This window comes from Salinarimonas chemoclinalis (assembly GCF_041514305.1).
Taxonomy (GTDB): Bacteria; Pseudomonadota; Alphaproteobacteria; order Rhizobiales; family Beijerinckiaceae; genus Salinarimonas; species Salinarimonas chemoclinalis.
Window position 1 is genome coordinate 84506 of record NZ_JBGMWH010000006.1, and the last position, 17403, is coordinate 101908.

The window sequence follows — 17403 nt, forward strand, 5'->3', positions numbered from 1 at the left end:
GGGACATCGGCGACATCTCCGGGTTGACGTAGTGGTACGTGTTCGGTAGGCTAGCAGAGGTAGAGTAGAGCGCGCGAACACAGAATAATGCGCGTGAATTCCCGAGGGGGCGCAGCTGCGCACGATGTCGGCTCTCGCCGCTGCGTGCGCCTGCTAGCCTTATGAAATAAGGGGCTCGGGATGGCGACGAGCAGGCGCGCGCGGCGGTGATGCGGCGCGTGACGGGATCATCTTGCCAACTGGATCATATCATACCAGTATGGCACCACTTTGATGCGGAGGACGGACGCATGTCCCACGCCGACGGAGGCCGGCATCGCGATCCGCAGCCGATCTGGCTGTGGCTCGATCCGACCACGCGCTGCAACCTCGAGTGCCGGCTGTGCTACACCAAGCAGAGCCACGGCAAGCTCGACCTCGAGCCGGAGGACCTCGACGCCGCGCTCGCGAAGCTCACGGCCTCGCCAGCGCTCGAGGTGAAGGGCATTCACCTCAACTGGCGGGGCGAGCCGCTGATGAACCCGCGATTCGAGGAGCTTCTGGCGGTGACCCGCGCGGCGCTCCCCGACGTGAAGCTGCAATGGCACACCAACGGGACGATGCTGACGCGCAAGCGCGTCCGCAGCATCCTCGCCGTCCCCGTGCGCCACAAGATCTTCGTCTCGATCGACGGCGGCAACGCGCTCTCCCACGACCTCAACCGCGGCGCCGGCACCTTCGAGAAGACCCTGCGCGGGCTCGAGACCCTGCTCGAGGAGGCGCGCCGGTCGGGCCGGGGAGCGGATCACGTCGAGATCGGCGTCTACCAGATCGATCTCGGCGAGCCCCGCGACAGCTGGGACCCGCGCTTCGTCTCGCTGCTCGGGGAGGTCGACGACCACGTGCTCGTGACGCCGCTCCTGCCCGGCGGCGCGCACCACCCGGTCATGAGCCTCTCGGACCTCGAGACCGACGATCGCCTGCACCAGCGCATGATGCAGGACGTCAACCCGCGCCTGCCGGTGCCGCAGGGCGCGTGCTTCTGGGCGGGCCACACGATGTGCCTCGCGCCGGACGGCAAGGTCTCGATCTGCGTCATCAGCCACGGCCGTGAGGGCGTGATCGGCAACCTGTTCGACGAGAGCGCCGAGGCGGTGCTCGCCCGAGGTCTCGACTTCCGCGCGCGGCTCGACCGCGAGGGTCGCTGCGCCGCCGGCCATTGCCGGACCTGCCGCAAGCCGGAGGGGTCGATCCACGCCAAGCACCGCCTCGCGGTCGCCTGATCGTTTCGGCGCCCGGCCGCACGCCGCCGCGGCCGGGCGCCTTCCAGTCGCGGGGCGGCGGGGTTCGGGGAGACGCGCATGCAGCCGGTTTGGGCCATCGGCCTGATGACGGGAACGGTACTCGACGGGATGATCGACGTCGCCTCGATCCGCACCGACGGGGAGCGGGCGGTGGAGTTCGGCGCCTGGCGTCTCGCGCCCTACAAGACCGACATCCGCGCGCTCCTCGCCGAGGCGACGCGCGCGGCGCTGGCCTGGCGCTTCGAGGGACCCGAGCCGGCGATCTTCGCCGAGGCCGAGCGGGCGCTCACCCTGGCCCAGGCCGAGGCGGTGGCGGACTTCATGGCCGAGACCGGACTCGACCCCGCGGACGTCGCGGCGGTCGGCTTCCACGGCCAGACCGTGCTGCATCGTGCGCCCGAGCCCGGCCGCCCCGGCGACACCCGCCAGCTCGGCGACGGCGCGCTGATGGCGCAGCGGCTGGGCGTCGACGTCGTCTACGACTTCCGCACCGCCGACATGCGCGCCGGCGGGCACGGCGCGCCGCTCTCGGCGAGCTATCACGCGGCGCTGCTGCGCAAGATCGACGCCGGGCCGGGGACCGCCGCGCTCAACCTCGGCGGCGTCGCCAACATCACCTGGTGGGACGGCGCGGACGACTTCCACGCCTTCGACACCGGCCCCGCCAACGGTCCGATCAACGACTGGATCATCCGCCACGGCCGCGGCGAGATGGACGTGGACGGGGCGCTGGCGCTCGCGGGCCGCGTCGACGAGGAGCGGCTCGCACGGGCGCTGGAGCATCCCTTCCTCGCCGCGCCGTACCCGAAGTCCCTCGATCGCTACGACTTCACCGCCGACATGGCGGACGGCCTCTCGCTCGAGGACGGCGCGGCGACGCTCACCGCCTTCACCGCAGGCACGGTGGCGCGCGGCCTCGACATCCTGCCGACCCGCCCCGAGCGGCTCGTCGTCTGCGGCGGCGGGCGCAAGAACCCCGCGCTGATGCGCGAGCTCGAGCGGCGCACCCGCGCGGCGATCGTCCCCGCCGAGGAGGTCGGCCTGCGCGGCGACGCGGTGGAGGCGGAGTGCTTCGCCTATCTCGCCGTGCGCGCGCTGCGCGGGATGCCGCTCTCCTTCCCCGAGACGACGGGCGCGCCCGAGCCGATGACCGGCGGGCGCATCGCCCGCGCGGCGCGCGGCTGAGGGCGGGGGCGATGGGCGCGACCCTCGAGGCCGAGCCGATCGAGGCGGTCGAGCACGCCATCGAGGCGGAGTTCGACGCCCTCGCGGACTTCTCCGCCCGCGCCGCCCACCTCGTCGCGCTCGGCCGGGCGATCGAGCGGCTGCCGGGGGAGGCCTGCTGCGAGGAGAACCGCGTCGCCGGCTGCCAGTCGCTCGTCTGGGTCGTCGTGCAGGGGGATCCCGCGACGCGCCGGCTGCGGATCGGTGTCGAGTCGGATTCGGCTCTCATGCGCGGGCTCCTCGCCCTCGTGCTGCGCCTCTACGACGACCGCCCGCCCGCGGCGATCCTCGCGCACGAGCCGGCGGTGATCGATCGCCTGCTCACCGGGCGCAGCCTCGCGCCGAGCCGCGCCAACGGCCTGCACCTCGTCGTGCGCCGCATCCGCGCGGCGGCGCGGGCCCATCTCGAACCCGGAGCCGCGTCATGAGCCGGTCGCTTCCGCTCACCGCCGACGAGCGCCTCTGGTACCGCCGCCAGACCGTGCTGCCGGAGATCGGCGAGGCCGGGCAGGAGCGGCTCAAGGCCGCGCGTGTCCTGGTGATCGGCGCCGGCGGGCTCGGCTCGCCGCTGCTGCTCTATCTCGCCGGCGCCGGGGTCGGCACGCTCGGGATCGTCGATTTCGACCTCGTCGAGGTCTCGAACCTGCATCGGCAGATCCTCCACCGCGTCGACCGCCTCGACACGCCCAAGACCGAGAGCGCGGAGGCGACGCTGCGTGCGCTCAACCCGCACGTGACGATCGTGCGCCACGATTGCGCCATCGGCCCCGACAACGCCGCCGATCTCGTCGCGGAATACGACGTCGTCGCCGACGGCAGCGACAATTTCGCCACCCGCGATGCGGTCCACGCCGCCTGCCTCGCCGCGCGGGTGCCGCTGGTGAGCGCCGCGGCGCAGCTGACGGACGGCATCCTCACGACGTTCAAGGCCTGGCTCGGCCCGCCGCACCCCTGCTACCGCTGCCTGTTCCCGGACGCGCCGCCGCGTGCACTGACCCCGTCCTGCGCGGAGATCGGCGTGCTCGGTCCGGCGCTCGGGATTCTCGGCTCGATGCAGGCGACCGCGGTGATCCGCGAGATCCTCGGGGACGACCAGGGGCTGTCGGGCACGCTGCTGATGGTCGACGCCTGGCGCCACGAGGTGGCGCACACGCACCTGCCGCGCCGGGCCGGCTGCCCCGTCTGCGACGCGCCTCAGCCGCCCGTCACCGGCGGGAACAAGCTCACCTCGTCGCCCGCGGAGAGCTCGTGATGCGGCTCGACGTAGCGCCGGTTGACCGTGAAGCGCATGCCGCCCGGCGCGTCGGCGATCTCGGCCAGCGCCGGATGGCGACCGGCGAGATGGGCCACGAGATCGGCCACCGTACGGCAGCCCTCGGGCGGCGCGACGTCCTCGGACGCGACGCCGGTCTTGGTGCGCAGCCAGGAGAAGTAGGACACCTTCATGGAGACCTCCCATTGGAGGTATCCTGAAGTAATAAAGCTGGTAATGTCAAGTGTTCGTCGGGGTATATTTTCGCTCCGGCGGGCGTGATACATGGAGAGATCGACATGAGCGCGGCGCTCGACGGCATCAAGGTCCTGGATCTCTCGCGCTACATCGCGGGTCCTTTCTGCGCCCAGGCGCTCGGCGATCTCGGCGCCGACGTGGTCAAGGTCGAGCGCATCGACGGCGGCGAGGAGGGGCGCCGCGTCGGGGAGACGGTGGAGGGCGACACGCTGTTCTTCCTGTCGACGAACCGCAACAAGCGCGGCGTTGCCGTCGACTTCCGCGATCCCGACGGCCTCGCCCTGGTCCGGCGCCTCGCGCTCGCGGCGGACATCGTCGTCGAGAACTTCCGGCCAGGGACGATGGAGGCGATGGGGCTGGGCTTCGAGGCGCTGTCGGCCGAGAACCCCGGCCTCGTCATGGTGCGCATCTCCGGCTTCGGGCAGGAGGGGCCGCTCGCGCGCCATCCCTGCTTCGACGGCGCGGCGCAGGCGCATTCCGGCATCATGGCGATGACCGGCCCGCCCGGCGGCCCGCCGACCATGGCGGGCGTCTTCGTGTGCGACTACGCCACCGCTCTCTACGGCGCGATGGCAGCGCTCGCGGCGCTCCAGGCCCGCGCCCGCACGGGCCGGGGCCAGGTGGTGGAGGCGACGCTGATGGATTCCGGCCTCTCCATGCTCACCACCGCGATCCCCGAGCGCATCCTCTTCGGCCGCGAGCCGGACCGCCGCGGCAACCGCGACCGCTACCTCTCGCCCTCCCACTGCTTCCAGGCGCGCGACGGTACATGGATCTACGTCGTCGCCGGCAGCGACGCGCACTTCCCCCGCCTGGCCGCGGCGATGGAGATGCCGGATCTCGCCGCCGACCCCCGCTTCGCCCACTTCGCCGCGCGCAACGAGAACGTCGCCGCGCTCGAGCGCATCATCGAGGACTGGGCGGCAGGCCACGACGGCGAGACGATCCTCCACCGCCTCCACGAAGCCGAGGTCACCGCCGAGCGCGTCGCCACGATCGGCGACGTGGTCGACAACCCGCAGGTCGCCGCCCGCGGCATGATCGTCGACGTGCCGCACCCGACGCTCGGCTCGGTGCCGTTCCCCGCCCCGGCGCTGAAGCTCCACGCCACCCCCACCACGATCCGCCGCGGCGCCCCGGGCCTCGGCGAGCACGCCGCCGAGGTGCTGGCGGAATGGCTCGGGATGGGCGAGGACGAGATCGCCGGGCTCGCACAGGCGGGAACGATCTGAGGCCACCGGGCTCGCGCTGGGCGCCCGCGGTTGGGAGCCTGGCCGAGAGTGGCGGGCCCGGCACCTATTGGTATTGTTCCTGCGGCTCAAAGGCACTAGATTGGTCTCATCCGCAGGAGAGCCGATCATGTCCACCGAGCGAATCAGCGCGCGCTACGTCGATCTCGACGCCTGGGAGACCGGGGAGGCGCTGGAGGCCATGCTCGAGGGGCAGCTCTCCGCGGTCGCCGCCGTGCGCGCTGCGCTGCCGGCGCTCGGGCGCGCGGTCGACGACGCCGCGTCGCGGCTCGGGGAGGCCGGGCGGCTCGTCTATCTCGGGGCGGGCACGTCCGGGCGCATCGCCGTGCAGGACGGCGCCGAGCTGACCCCGACCTTCGACTGGCCCCGCGAGCGGCTCGTCTTCGCCATCGCCGGCGGGGAGGGCGCCCTCGTCGCCAGCGCCGAGGGCGCGGAGGACGACGAGGACGCTGCCGTCGCAGCGATGGACGCCGCCGCGCTCGGACCGGCGGACGTCGCCATCGGCGTCGCCGCGAGCGGCACGACGCCCTTCACCATCGCCGGCATCGCGCGCGCCCGCGCCGCCGGCGCGCTCACGATCGGCATCGCCAGCAACGCCGACGCGCCGCTGCTCGCGGCGGCCGAGCGGCCGATCCTGATCGAGACCGGCGGCGAGCCGATCGCAGGCTCCACCCGCATGAAGGCGGGCACGGCGCAGAAGGTCGCGCTCAATCTGATCTCGACGGGCATCATGCTGCGCATGGGCCGCGTGTACCGCGGCATGATGGTCAACATGCGCGCGGCCAACGCCAAGCTCCGGCGGCGCGCGGAGATCATCGTGGCGCGCATCGCCGGCTGCGACGAGGAGACCGCCCGCGCCGCGCTCGCCGAGGGCGACGGGGACATCAAGGTCGCGGTGCTCGTCGTTCTCGGGGCCGAGCCCGATGCGGCGCGCGCGCGGCTCGCGGCGAGCGCCGGCAACCTGCGCCTCGCGCTCGCGGACCTGCAATGACCGCGCCGTCGCCCGCACCTTCGCCCGCACCCGCGCTTCGGCACGGCCTCGATCTCGCTCTCGACCAGGCGAGCCCGACGCCGCTCTACCTGCAGCTCGCCGAGCAGATCCGCGCCCGCGTCGCGGAGGGGGCGATCCGCGTGGGCGAGGCCGTGCCGTCCGAGCGCGAGCTGAGCCTGATCGGGGGCGTCTCCCGCGTCACCGTACGCAAGGCGCTCGACCTGCTCCTGCGCGAGGGCCTGCTCTCGCGCCGCCGCGGCTCGGGCACCTACATCGCCCCGCGCATCCAGCAATCCGCGGCGCTGCTCGCCGGCTTCTCCGCCGAGATGCGTGGGCGCGGGCTGGAGCCCGGCGCGGTCTGGATCGAGCGGTCGGCGGGTGTCGCCACGTCCGAGGAGGCGATGGCGCTCGGCCTCGACCTCGGCACGCGGGTCGTGCGCCTCGCCCGCGTGCGCACCGCCGACGGCGAGCCGCTGGCGATCGAGCGCGCGACCGTGCCCACCGTCTTCCTGCCCGGCCCCGACAGCGTCGAGCAATCGCTCTACGAGGCGCTCGCCGCGCGGGGCTACGAGCCGGCGCGGGGGCTGCAGCGGCTCCAGGCCTCGCTGGCCACCCGGGAGGAGGCGCGTCTCCTCGGCGTGCCCACCGGGGCCGCCGTCCTGCGCATCGAGCGGCGCGCCTATCTGCCGGACGGGCGCGCGGTGGAGCTGACCCGCTCCGCCTATCGCGGGGACCGCTACGACTTCGTCGCCGAGGTCCGGGACGTGCGCTCCGGGCCGCAACCGAGGGCCGGCTCATGACCAGGGACCACCCGACGGACGACGTCGAGGGAACCGCGCTCGTGCGCGAGACCCGCGAAGCCGCGGGCGTCGTCGCCCGGATGCTCGCCGATCCGGACCGGATCGCTCCCCTCGCCGCCGCGCTCGCCGCGCGTCCGCCTCGCATCGCGGCGATCTGCGGGCGCGGCAGCTCGGGCCATGCGGGCGTGCATCTGCGCTACCTCCTGGAAGCGAAGCTCGGCATCCCCGTGAGCACGACCGCGCCGTCCGTGGTCACGGCGCTCGACGCGCGGCTCGATCTCGCGGGCGCGCTCTTCGTCGTGATCTCGCAATCCGGCCGCAGTCCCGACCTCGTCGCCGCGACCCGCGCGGCGCGGGCGGCGGGCGCGCTGACGGTGGCCCTCGTCAACGACGACGCCTCGCCGGTGGCGGAGGCGGCCGAACGGGTGCTGCCGATCGGGGCCGGCCCGGAGCGCTCCGTGGCCGCCACCAAGAGCGTCATCGGGGCGATGGCGCTGGGCGCGCTGCTCGTCGCGCGCGTGACCGGCGACACGGATCTCCTCGCGGCGCTCGCCCGCCTGCCCGAGCGGCTGGAGCGCGCCTGCGGGCTCGACTGGTCGCCCGCCGGGGAGGCGCTGGCGGGTGCGACTGCGGCCTTCGTCACCGGTCGCGGCTACGGCTTCTCCGCGGCCCGCGAGATCGCGCTCAAGGCGATGGAGGTGCTGCGGCTGCCGGTTCTGGCCTATTCCGCGGCGGAGCTGCCGCACGGGCCGCGCGCGGCGGTGGGCGCGCGGACGCCGGTGCTCGCCCTGCGGGTCGGCGACGAGACCGCCGCGGCCGTGGACGCCCTCGTCGGCGCGCTCGACGCCGCCGACCTGCCGCCCCACCTCGCCGGCGGGCCGGCGACCCGCCTGCCCTGGATCGGCGACGACCATCCCGTCTGCGACGCGATCGCGTTCCTCGCCCCGGCCTATATGATGATCGCCCGCACGGCCCGCGCGATGGGCTACGATCCAGACGCCCCGCCGCATCTCGAGAAGGTCACGGAGACGCTCTGAATGGTTCTCGGGACACCTCCAGGCGCCCAGGGCTCCGCGCCGCCGGCCGCCGACGGCGATCGTCCAGTGCCCGCCACGGCGCGGGCGCCGATCCTGTCGGTGGAGAACCTCTCGCTCTCGCTGCGCGGGACGCCGCTCGTCGAGGACGTCTCCTTCTCCGTCGCCCCCGGCGAGATGCTGGGCCTCGTCGGCGAGAGCGGCTGCGGCAAGAGCGTGACGGCGCTCTCGGTGATGGGCCTCCTGCCGACGCCGCCGATCGCGGTCTCGGGCGGGCGCGTCCTGTTCGAGGGCCGCGATCTCGCCCGGCTGCCGCAGCCGGAGATGCGGCGCCTGCGTGGGCGCGCGATCGGCATGATCTTCCAGGAGCCGATGACGTCGCTCAACCCGGTCTTCACCGTCGGCAGCCAGATCGCCGAGCCGATCCGCATCCACGAGGGTCTCTCCGAGCGCGCCGCGCTCGCCCGGGCCGCGGACCTGCTCGACCGCGTCGGCCTGCCCAATCCCAAGGCGCAGCTCGCGCGCTACCCGCACCAGCTCTCGGGCGGCCAGCGCCAGCGGGTGATGATCGCCATCGCGCTCGCCTGCTCGCCGAAGCTGCTCATCGCCGACGAGCCGACGACGGCGCTCGACGTCACCGTCCAGGCGCAGATCCTGGCGCTGATCGACGGCCTGCGCCGGGACATGGGCCTCGCCTGCCTGCTGATCACGCACGATCTGGGCGTCGTCGCCGAGATCTGCGACCGGGTCTGCGTGATGTATGCCGGGCGCATCGTCGAGGCCGGGCCGATCGTCGAGGCGCTCGGCGCGCCGCGCCACCGCTACACGTGCGCGCTCGTCGACACGATCCCCTCCTCGAACCCGCCCGGGACGCCGCTCCCGTCGATCCCCGGCAACGTCCCGCCGCCGGGCGCGCGCCCGGCGGGCTGCGCCTTCGCCGAGCGCTGCGGCGCCGCCCTCGACCGCTGCCGCGCGGAGCCGCCTCCCATCGCGCGCGACGGCGCGCGCGCCTTCGCCTGCTGGAACCCCGCATGACCGAGACCGACGCTCCGCTGCTCGAGGTGCGCAACCTCGTCAAGCACTACCGCGACGGCTCCGGCGCGACCCTGCGCGCCCTCGACGACGTGAGCCTGACGGTGCGGCGCGGCGAGGTCGTCGGCATCGTGGGCGAATCGGGCTGCGGGAAGACCACGCTCGGGCGCGCCGTAATGCGGCTGATCGAGCCCACGTCTGGCCAGATCCGCCTCCAGGGCGTCGATTTCGCCGCGCTCTCCGGCCGCGCGCTGAAGGCTGCGCGGCGGCAGGTGCAGATGATCTTCCAGGACCCGTTCGGCTCGCTCAACCCGCGCCACACGGTCGGCACCATCGTCGGCGAGCCGCTGGTGGTCCACGGCGTGCCGGGCGGGCGCGCGCGCGTGGCCGAGCTCCTCGATCTCGTCGGCCTGCCCGCGGACGCCGCCGCGCGCTACCCGCACGAGTTCTCCGGCGGCCAGCGCCAGCGCATCGCCATCGCCCGGGCGCTGGCGCTCGACCCGGCGCTGATCATCGCCGACGAGCCGGTCTCGGCGCTGGACGTCTCGATCCAGTCGCAGATCATCAACCTGATCGTCGCGCTCAGGGCACGGCTCGGCCTGTCGATGATCTTCATCAGCCACGATCTCTCGGTGGTGCGCCACGTCAGCGACCGGGTCGGCGTGATGTACTTCGGCAAGCTCGTCGAGCTCGCCCCCGCCGACCGGCTGTTCGCGGACCCGCGCCATCCCTACACGCGCGCGCTCCTCGCCTCCGTGCCGCGGCCGGTCAAGGAGGTGGTCGCTTCGAAGCGCGCCGGCGGCGGACTCGCGGCGCCGACGCACGGCGAGGTGCCGGACCCGACCGATCCGCCGCCGGGCTGCGCCTTCCATCTGCGCTGCCCGCTCGCCGTCGACCGCTGCCGCGAGGCCGTTCCGCCCCTGGCGGACGTCGCGCCGGGGCACGCCGCGGCCTGCTGGCGCGCGTGAGCGAGACCATCGCGTCGCCGGTTTCCCTGCGCCGTCGCCGCACTGCTGGTCTTCCAGCGCTCGGTTTTCGGCGCGAATGGGATAGAAGGGGGCGACGGAACGGACGAACGCTCCAAGGAGACGCAATCGATGAATGTCGACACGATCGCGGCGGTGACCGAGGACATCTACGCGGCCCTCGCCAACGACAACGAGGACATCGACCACCACATCGCCCGCCTGAAACAGGCGCTCGCCGCCGCGGGCGCCGGCGAGGCCCGGTTCGACCCGGCCCGGCTGCCGCAGAACAACCGATCCGGCCGCAAGACGATGCAGGCCTATTTCCGGCAGCGCGGCGTGAAGGTGGTCTTCGAGAGCTGACCGTCGGCGCCCGAACGGCGATGCGCCGGTGCGGGATCGTCGCTGCAGCCAGATCGCGTCCTCGGCCCGGCCCGCGTCCGGCTCAGGGGTCCGTCGGCAGGCGCCGCGAGAGCTCGTCGAGGCGGCCGAGGAGGTCCAGGAGCGTGTCCAGCTCCCCGGGGCCGAATTGGCCCTCGAGCCACGCGTTGCGGCCGTCGACGAAGTGCGCCAGGCGGTCGTGCAGGGCGGCCCCGTCGGGCGTGAGCTGTGCGGCCGTGCGGCGGCCGTGCGCCGGATCGGCGCGCACCACCACGAGGCCCAGCGCGTCGAGCGTGCGCAGGGCCCGCGTGACGGTGCCTCGGTCCGTACCCGCCAGCTCCGCGAGCCGGATCGGCGCGAGCCTTCCGTAGCGGCCGAGCAGGAAGAGCGTGCGCAACTCGGGCAGGCCGATGCCGTGGCGCTGCGTGTAGGTCGAGGCGACGGCCTGCACGAAGCGGGTGGAGAACGTGACCACCTGGTGCAGCACGAGCCGTGTGAAGTCGACGGTCGTCTCGACCGGCGGCGGCTCGGGCAGGGGATCGGCCGCGCGCCTCGGCCCGCGCGCGCGTCGCGCCGTCTCGCTCGGCCGCCCCCCTCGAGGCGGGACCATCCCGTCGCCGCCGTTCTCGTCCGTCATCGCGCGCCTCCACGCCTCACCAAAGCGTGTTTCGCGCCTGGAGGAAAGGTTGTCGCCGTCGCGGCCGTCTGCTATGTTGACCCGTCAACAAGAATGCGCCGAACCGGGCGCGCGCGGGTCGAGAGGGACCCGAACGGGAGGAAACCAGAATGCGACGCATCGCCATCGCGGCGATCGTGGCCGTCGCCGCCTCGTGCGCCGCGGCCGCGTCCGCCACCGAGCTCAAGCTCGCCCATTTCATGTCCCCGCAGCATCCGATGGACCGGCACGTGATGACGCCGCTGGCCGAGGAGATCGCGGCGAGGACCGACGGCGCGCTCACCGTGAAGGTCTACCCCGCCGGGGAACTCGGCGCGGGGCCGAACCAGCAGTACCGCCGCGCCGTCACCGGCATCGCGGACATCGCGTTCAACCTGCCGCAATACACCCCCACGCAGTTCCAGCGCTCGGTGATGCTGCACGTGCCGGGCCTCTTCGCCGATCCCGAGAGTGCGACCGCGACGATCTGGGACAACATCGACGCGCTCGAGGGCGATTTCGAGCAGGTCGAGCTCCTCGCCTTCTGGACCAACAACCCCTCGATCCTGTTCAGCCGCGAGAGGCCCGTGCGCGCGCTGGAGGACGTCTCCGGCCTCAAGGTGCGCATTCCCGATCCGGTCACCGCGGCGATCGTCGAGGCCTGGGGCGGCATCCCGGTCTCGCTGCCGGCGACCGACGTCTACAATGCCATGAGCACCGGCGTCGTCGACGCGGTGATGATCGACGCCTCGGCGGTGGGCTCCTACAATCTCCACGAGGTCGCCCGGCACGTGACCACCAACGTGCCGGGCGCGCTCTCCACCTTCACTCTGATCATGAACAGGGGCGCGCACGCGGGCCTCTCCGACGAGCAGCGCGCGGTGCTGGACTCGCTCACCGGGCGCGACCTCTCGATGCGCGCGGCGGCGGCCTTCAAGGCGGCGGGGGATCGCGGCATCGCCATGCTGCGCGACGCGAACGTCGAGCTGATCGCGCTCGAGCCGGAGGCGCGCGCGGCCTTCGTCGAGGCCATGGCGGCCCCGGTCGCCGCGGAGCTGAAGGCGCAGGGCGAGGCCGTCGGCGTCGACGGCGCAGCCTTCGTCGCCCGCTTCGCGGCGGCGAACTGAGCCGGCCGAGGTCCCGCGATCGGGCGAAAGGCGAGAGCATGGACCCGGTTTCGGATCGGCCGACGGGCGGCGGCACGCGGCTCGAGCGACTCGCCGGCGCGGCGATCGCCGTCGTCGGCGGCGTCGGCGTCGTCGCCCTGATGCTGCTCACCGTCGCCGACGCGCTGCTGCGGTCCTTCGCCAACGCGCCGATCCTCGGGGCGAACGACCTCACCCAGGTGATCCTCGCCGTCGTGGTCGCGGCCTCCGTGCCCTTGTGCGTCGCGAGCGACCGGGCGGTCGCCATCACGGCGCTCGTCGACCGGATGCGGCCGGCGGCCGGCGGGCTCGTGCGGCGCGCGGCCTATGCGGCGTCGGCCTCGGTGCTCGCCTACCTCGCCTGGCGCTGCTTCGTGAACGGCGGCGAGGCGGCGATGTTCGGGGAGACGACGATGCTGCTGCGCATCCCGTACGGGCCGTTCTACTATGTCCTCTCGGCGGGTTTCGGCGTCTCGGCCGTCCTGTTCGCCGTCGGCGTTCTTCGCGGGAGGCTCGGGTCGTGAGCGCCGCGGTTATCGGGGTCCTCGGATTTCTCGGGCTGTTCGCCCTCATGGGGCTCGGCGTGCCGGTGGGCGTCGCCATGATGATCGCGGGGCTCGCCGGGCTCGTCGTGCTCACCGACCCGACCTCCGCGGCCTACATGCTCTCGGGCCAGGCCTTCGCCACGGCCTCGCACTACGAGCTCACGGTGTTGCCGCTGTTCATCCTGATGGGCAATCTCGCCTCGGCGGCGGGGCTGTCGAAGGATCTCTACGACGCCGCCCATCGCTGGCTCGGCGCGCGCAGGGGCGGCCTCGCGGGCGCGACCATCGTCGGCTGCGCCGGCTTCGCGGCGCTCTCCGGCTCCTCCATCGCCTCCGCGGTGACGATGGGGCGGGTCGCCTACCCGAACATGCGCCGCTACGGCTACGGGAAGCGGCTCTCCACCGGCGCCATCGCGGCGGGCGGCACGCTCGGCATCCTGATCCCGCCCTCGACCGGCTTCGTGCTCTACGCCATCCTCACCGAGCAGTCGATCGGGCGCCTGTTCATGGCGGGCGTGCTGCCGGGACTGCTGCTCACCGCGCTCTTCCTCGTGACGATCGCCATCGTCGTGCGCCTGCGCCCGGAGGAGGGACCCAGCGGCCCGGCGTCGACCTGGGCCGAGCGCATCGCCTCGTTGTGGCGGGCGACGGGCATCGTCGGCATCATCCTGGTGACGATCGGGGGCATCTACACGGGCGTGTTCACGCCCGTGGAGGCGTCCGGCGTCGGCGCTTTCCTCGCGGCCGTCATGCTGACGCTCCGCGGCGGGCTCACCGTCGAGACGCTCGCCGCCTGCCTGCTCGACACGCTGCGCACGACGGGGATGTGCTTCCTCATCCTGATCGGCGCCAACGTCTTCGCGCCCTTCGTGGCGCTCTCCGGCCTGCCCGGCATCGTCGCCGACGGCTTCGTCTCGGCCGAACTCGGACCCTATACGGCGATCCTGATCATCGTCGCGCTCTACGCGGTGCTCGGCATGGTCATCGAGGGGCTGTCGCTGATGGTGATCACGCTGCCGATCACCTTCCCCGTCGTGGTCGGGCTCGGCTTCGACCCGATCTGGTTCGGCGTGATCATGGTGATCGTGCTCGAGATGGGCCTGATCAGCCCGCCGGTGGGGGTGAACTGCTTCGTCGTCTCGACCATCGCTCGGGACGCCGGGCTCGAGACGATCTTCGCGGGCGTGATGCCCTTCTGGGGCGCGATGCTGGTGTGCATCGCCCTCCTCGTCCTCTTCCCCGAGATCGCGCTCACGCTGCCGAACGCGATGTTCGCGACGCCCTGACGGGCAAACCCGACGGACCCCATGCGCTTCTTCTCCACCCGAAACCGCCCCGTCCATCTCGGCCCCTATCCGCTGGAGCGCCTCGCCCGGCGGGACGCCGCGCCGGATCTCTCACGCCTGCCGCCGCACGCGGCGCTCGATTGCGACGCCTCCGGCGACGCCGGCACGATCGACGGCGCCATCGGGCTGTTCATCGGCATGCTCGACGCGATCCGCGAGGGCGCGGTCGCCGCGTCGAAGGCGCCGATCCCCGACGACCCGGGCGAGCGGGCGGCCAACCTCAAGGCCGCGGGCTACTTCTTCGACGCGAGCCAGATGGGGATCTGCCGCCTGCCCCGGGAGGCGCGCCTCGCGCAGCCGACCCGCAACCCGGCCCTCGACGCGCTCGTCGCGCGCATCGAGAGCGGCCAGACCAAGACCTTCTCGTCCGGCATCGACGTGATCATGGCCGACGTGAAGGAGGCCGCCGCGACCCCGCCCGGGCCGATCGACCACCACACCCATTCCATCGTCGTCCTGGTCGAGGACCCGCGAGAGCCCGATCCGGCCGAGCCCGGCGCGGCCTGGATCGCCGGCACGACCCGGGCGCGCTCGGCCGTGCGCGCGGCGGAGGCGGCGGTCGTGCTGGCGAACTACCTGCGCCTGCTCGGTCACGGGGCAAGGGCCCACACCGCGACCTCCTCCGACGTCGACCTCGAGCGGCTCGGCGTCGCCGCGGGGCTGAACGAGATCGGCGCGGACGGCCGCGCGACGAACCCCTATCTGGGCCGCGGCTACGCGCTCGCCGCGGTCACGACGACGCTCGACGTCGAGACCGATCGCCCGCTCGCCCCCCGCGGCCTCGCCGAGCGGCTGCGTTCCCACGGCCCGGCCTGGTGGGCGGGGCGCGGCACGCTCAAGAGCGCCCGCGACCGGCTGCCCTATGCCCGCCGCCGCTTCAAGGACGGCGCCTACCCGTTCGAGCGCATCGCGCGGCGCGAGAAACCCACCACCTTCATCGACGAGCCGCGCGTGCCGCGCTTCCCCAAGCGGGCCGACTTCTTCGCCCGCGCGCTGTTCGGCGACATGGGCAAGGCCGTGCAGGAAAAGGCGAAGAACGGCTTCTACGTCCTGCGCAACCCGCTCGGCTACTGCTCGCGCCGGGCGCTCGGGGCGCTGCTGCTGCTCCAGCAGGGAGAGGCGCATCGCGCGCCCGCGCCGGAGGCGCGGGACCCGCAGGCCAACGCGGACGCGGTCAAGGCGGCGCTCTACTTCCTCGGCGCGGATGCCGTGGGGATCTCCCGCTGCCCGGATTGGGCCTACTACTCCCACGACGCCGCCGGCGAGGCGGTCACGCCCTATCACGCGGAGGCGATCTCGATTCTGGTCGACCAGGGCCACGAGACCATGGATGGGACGACGGGGGACGACTGGATCTCCGCCGCGCAGTCCATGCGCGCGTATCTGCGCACCTCGCTGATCGGCGGCATCGTCGCCGAGCAGATCCGGCGGCTGGGTTATTCGGCCAGGGTGCACTCGGTGCTCGACGGCGACGTGCTGCAGCCGCCGCTGCTGCTGCTCTCGGGTCTCGGCGAGGTGAGCCGGATCGGCGAGGTGATCCTCAACCCGTATCTCGGCCCGCGCCTGAAGTCGGGCGTGATCACCACCGACATGCCGCTCGCCCACGACCAGCCGATCGATTTCGGCCTGCAGAGCTTCTGCGGGAGCTGCAACAAGTGCGCTCGCGAATGCCCGTCCGGCGCGATCACCGCCGGGCCGAAGCTGATGTACAACGGCTACGAGATCTGGAAGTCGGACGCCGAGAAATGCGCCCGCTACCGCATCACCAACGACGCGGGCTCGATGTGCGGGCGCTGCATGAAGACCTGCCCGTGGAACCTCGAGGGCCTGTTCCAGGAGGCGCCGTTCCGCTGGCTCGCCATGAAGGCGCCCTTCCTTGCGAAGGCGCTGGCGAAGCTCGACGACGCGGTGGGGAACGGGCGGCAGAACAAGGTCAAGAAGTGGTGGTGGGACATCGACATGGACCCCGCCACGATGGCCTACGTCCCCGCCGCGCAGACGAATCGACGCGAACTCCAGACCACGCTCGACCTGCGCTACGAGGACCAGACGCTCGCCGTCTACCCCGCCGACGCCATGCCGCCGCCCTATCCGGTTCCGTTCCCGATGGACCACGAGGCCGGCATCGCGCGGTATCGCGCGCTGCTCACGCCCGACGTCTACAAGCGGAAGCTCGTCGCCGGCGAGATCGAGGGGCTCGCGCCGCCGTTCCGGATGCCGGACGGCCCGCCGCCGGTGATCGCGACCGTGCTCTCGGCGCGCATCGAGGAGACTGCCGACACGGCGCGGTTCGAGCTCGTCGCGGCGGACGGTTCGGAGCTGCCCGCCTTCGAGCCCGGCGCCCATGTAGACGTCGTCATCGCGCCTGAATACCTGCGGCAATACTCCCTCGCCGGCGATCCCGCGGACCGCTCGCGCTGGGTGCTCGGCGTGCTGAATGAGGCGGAGGGGAAGGGCGCCTCGAAGCTGATGCACCGCGCCTTCCGGCCGGGGCGGCGGGTCTTCGTCTCGCCGCCGCGCAACCACTTCCCGCTCGTCGAGGACGCGACCCGCTCGCTGCTCTTCGCCGGCGGCATCGGCGTCACGCCGATGATCCCGATGGCCCACCGCCTGCACGCGCTCGGCCGCGACTTCGCGCTGCATTATTCCTGCCCGAGCCGTGACCGCGCGCCGTTCGCGCGGGATCTCCTCGCCGCCCCGTTCGGCGACCGCATGCATCTGCACTGCTCGCAGGAGGGGACCCGCGCCGACCTCGCCGCGCTCACGGCGGCCTACGCGCCCGGCATGCATCTCTACGCCTGCGGGCCGGTTCGCTACATGGACGCGGTTCTCGACGCCGCGCGGACGAACCTCTGGCCGGAGGAGGCGCTGCATCGCGAGTACTTCGCCGTGCCCGAGGAGCCCGACCGGCCGAGCTTCCCCTTCCGGCTCGTCCTGGCGACGAGCGGCCGGTCCGTCGACGTCGCGGCCGACGAGAGCGCGACGGACGCGCTCTCGCGCATCGGCGTGCACGTCGAGACCAAGTGCTCGAGCGGCATCTGCGGAGTCTGCGCGGCCGGGCTCGTCTCGGGCGCGGTCGACCATCGCGATTTCGCGCTCTCCGCGCGCGAGCGCGAGCGGAAGGTCATCCTCTGCTGCTCGCGCGCCGCCGAGGCGGACGGCGAGATCGCGGTGGACCTGTAGCCCGGCGTCGTGCGCAGTGGCGGCCCGGTGGCCGGAGGACGCGCGGCCTATACGAGACG

At 73.0% G+C, this 17403-nt stretch carries 17 protein-coding genes; 15 read left to right on the plus strand and 2 right to left on the minus strand.

Annotation, left to right across the window (positions count from 1 at the left end; translation table 11 throughout):
- Positions 1-290: 290 nt before the first annotated feature.
- From AB9M23_RS12150 to AB9M23_RS12165, 4 genes are all read left to right on the plus strand, one after another.
- Complete coding sequence (locus AB9M23_RS12150; RefSeq protein ID WP_372424811.1) at positions 291-1262, plus strand: radical SAM protein; 972 nt, start codon at positions 291-293, stop codon at positions 1260-1262.
- 78 nt (positions 1263-1340) lie between these two features.
- Entirely contained in the window at positions 1341-2468 is a 1128-nt protein-coding gene (locus AB9M23_RS12155; RefSeq protein WP_372424813.1) for an anhydro-N-acetylmuramic acid kinase, read from the plus strand.
- Between the two features lie 11 nt (positions 2469-2479).
- A complete protein-coding gene (locus AB9M23_RS12160) occupies positions 2480-2935 on the plus strand; it encodes a SufE family protein (protein ID WP_372424814.1) in 456 nt (151 codons plus the stop codon).
- A complete protein-coding gene (locus AB9M23_RS12165; protein WP_372424815.1) occupies positions 2932-3759 on the plus strand; it encodes a HesA/MoeB/ThiF family protein in 828 nt (275 codons plus the stop codon). The genes AB9M23_RS12160 and AB9M23_RS12165 overlap by 4 nt, the downstream gene beginning before the upstream one ends.
- On the opposite strand, the gene moaD is transcribed toward AB9M23_RS12165, so the two are convergent.
- Positions 3702-3953 carry a molybdopterin converting factor subunit 1 gene (gene moaD / locus AB9M23_RS12170; protein ID WP_372424816.1) on the minus strand — a complete coding sequence of 84 codons (252 nt, stop codon included), beginning with the start codon at positions 3951-3953 and terminating at the stop codon, positions 3702-3704. The genes AB9M23_RS12165 and moaD overlap by 58 nt on opposite strands.
- A 105-nt stretch (positions 3954-4058) precedes the next feature.
- Here moaD and AB9M23_RS12175 point away from each other — a divergent pair, with 105 nt between their 5' ends.
- From AB9M23_RS12175 to AB9M23_RS12205, 7 genes are all read left to right on the plus strand, one after another.
- Positions 4059-5249: a CaiB/BaiF CoA transferase family protein gene (locus AB9M23_RS12175; protein WP_372424817.1), complete on the plus strand. Its 1191-nt coding sequence runs from the start codon at positions 4059-4061 to the stop codon at positions 5247-5249.
- Between the two features lie 127 nt (positions 5250-5376).
- Positions 5377-6258, plus strand: a complete 882-nt coding sequence (locus AB9M23_RS12180; protein ID WP_372424818.1) for an N-acetylmuramic acid 6-phosphate etherase — start codon at positions 5377-5379, stop codon at positions 6256-6258.
- Positions 6255-7058, plus strand: coding sequence for a GntR family transcriptional regulator (locus tag AB9M23_RS12185; protein WP_372424819.1), 804 nt, complete (start codon positions 6255-6257; stop codon positions 7056-7058). The genes AB9M23_RS12180 and AB9M23_RS12185 overlap by 4 nt, the downstream gene beginning before the upstream one ends.
- Positions 7055-8095: an SIS domain-containing protein gene (locus AB9M23_RS12190; protein WP_372424820.1), complete on the plus strand. Its 1041-nt coding sequence runs from the start codon at positions 7055-7057 to the stop codon at positions 8093-8095. The genes AB9M23_RS12185 and AB9M23_RS12190 overlap by 4 nt, the downstream gene beginning before the upstream one ends.
- Positions 8096-9127 (plus strand): ABC transporter ATP-binding protein, encoded by a 1032-nt coding sequence (locus AB9M23_RS12195; RefSeq protein WP_372424821.1) that lies wholly within the window; start codon positions 8096-8098, stop codon positions 9125-9127.
- Positions 9124-10092, plus strand: coding sequence for an ABC transporter ATP-binding protein (locus AB9M23_RS12200; RefSeq protein WP_372424822.1), 969 nt, complete (start codon positions 9124-9126; stop codon positions 10090-10092). The genes AB9M23_RS12195 and AB9M23_RS12200 overlap by 4 nt, the downstream gene beginning before the upstream one ends.
- A gap of 129 nt (positions 10093-10221) precedes the next feature.
- Positions 10222-10452: a hypothetical protein gene (locus tag AB9M23_RS12205; protein WP_372424823.1), complete on the plus strand. Its 231-nt coding sequence runs from the start codon at positions 10222-10224 to the stop codon at positions 10450-10452.
- An 82-nt stretch (positions 10453-10534) separates the two neighbouring features.
- Here AB9M23_RS12205 and AB9M23_RS12210 read toward each other — a convergent pair whose 3' ends face one another.
- The gene (locus tag AB9M23_RS12210; protein WP_372424824.1) at positions 10535-11107 is read right to left on the minus strand and encodes a MarR family winged helix-turn-helix transcriptional regulator; all 573 of its coding nucleotides are present in this window, start codon (positions 11105-11107) and stop codon (positions 10535-10537) included.
- A gap of 149 nt (positions 11108-11256) precedes the next feature.
- Between AB9M23_RS12210 and AB9M23_RS12215 the strand changes: the two genes are divergently transcribed.
- Genes AB9M23_RS12215 through AB9M23_RS12230 form a run of 4 tightly spaced genes read left to right on the plus strand, consistent with a single transcriptional unit; the run spans position 11257 to position 17344 of the window.
- The gene (locus AB9M23_RS12215) at positions 11257-12252 is read left to right on the plus strand and encodes a TRAP transporter substrate-binding protein (RefSeq protein WP_372424825.1); all 996 of its coding nucleotides are present in this window, start codon (positions 11257-11259) and stop codon (positions 12250-12252) included.
- Positions 12253-12290: 38 nt separating this feature from the next.
- Positions 12291-12794 carry a TRAP transporter small permease gene (locus tag AB9M23_RS12220; protein WP_372424826.1) on the plus strand — a complete coding sequence of 168 codons (504 nt, stop codon included), beginning with the start codon at positions 12291-12293 and terminating at the stop codon, positions 12792-12794.
- A complete protein-coding gene (locus tag AB9M23_RS12225) occupies positions 12791-14101 on the plus strand; it encodes a TRAP transporter large permease (protein WP_372424827.1) in 1311 nt (436 codons plus the stop codon). The genes AB9M23_RS12220 and AB9M23_RS12225 overlap by 4 nt, the downstream gene beginning before the upstream one ends.
- A gap of 21 nt (positions 14102-14122) precedes the next feature.
- Positions 14123-17344, plus strand: coding sequence for a reductive dehalogenase (locus AB9M23_RS12230; protein WP_372424828.1), 3222 nt, complete (start codon positions 14123-14125; stop codon positions 17342-17344).
- Positions 17345-17403 lie beyond the last annotated feature (59 nt).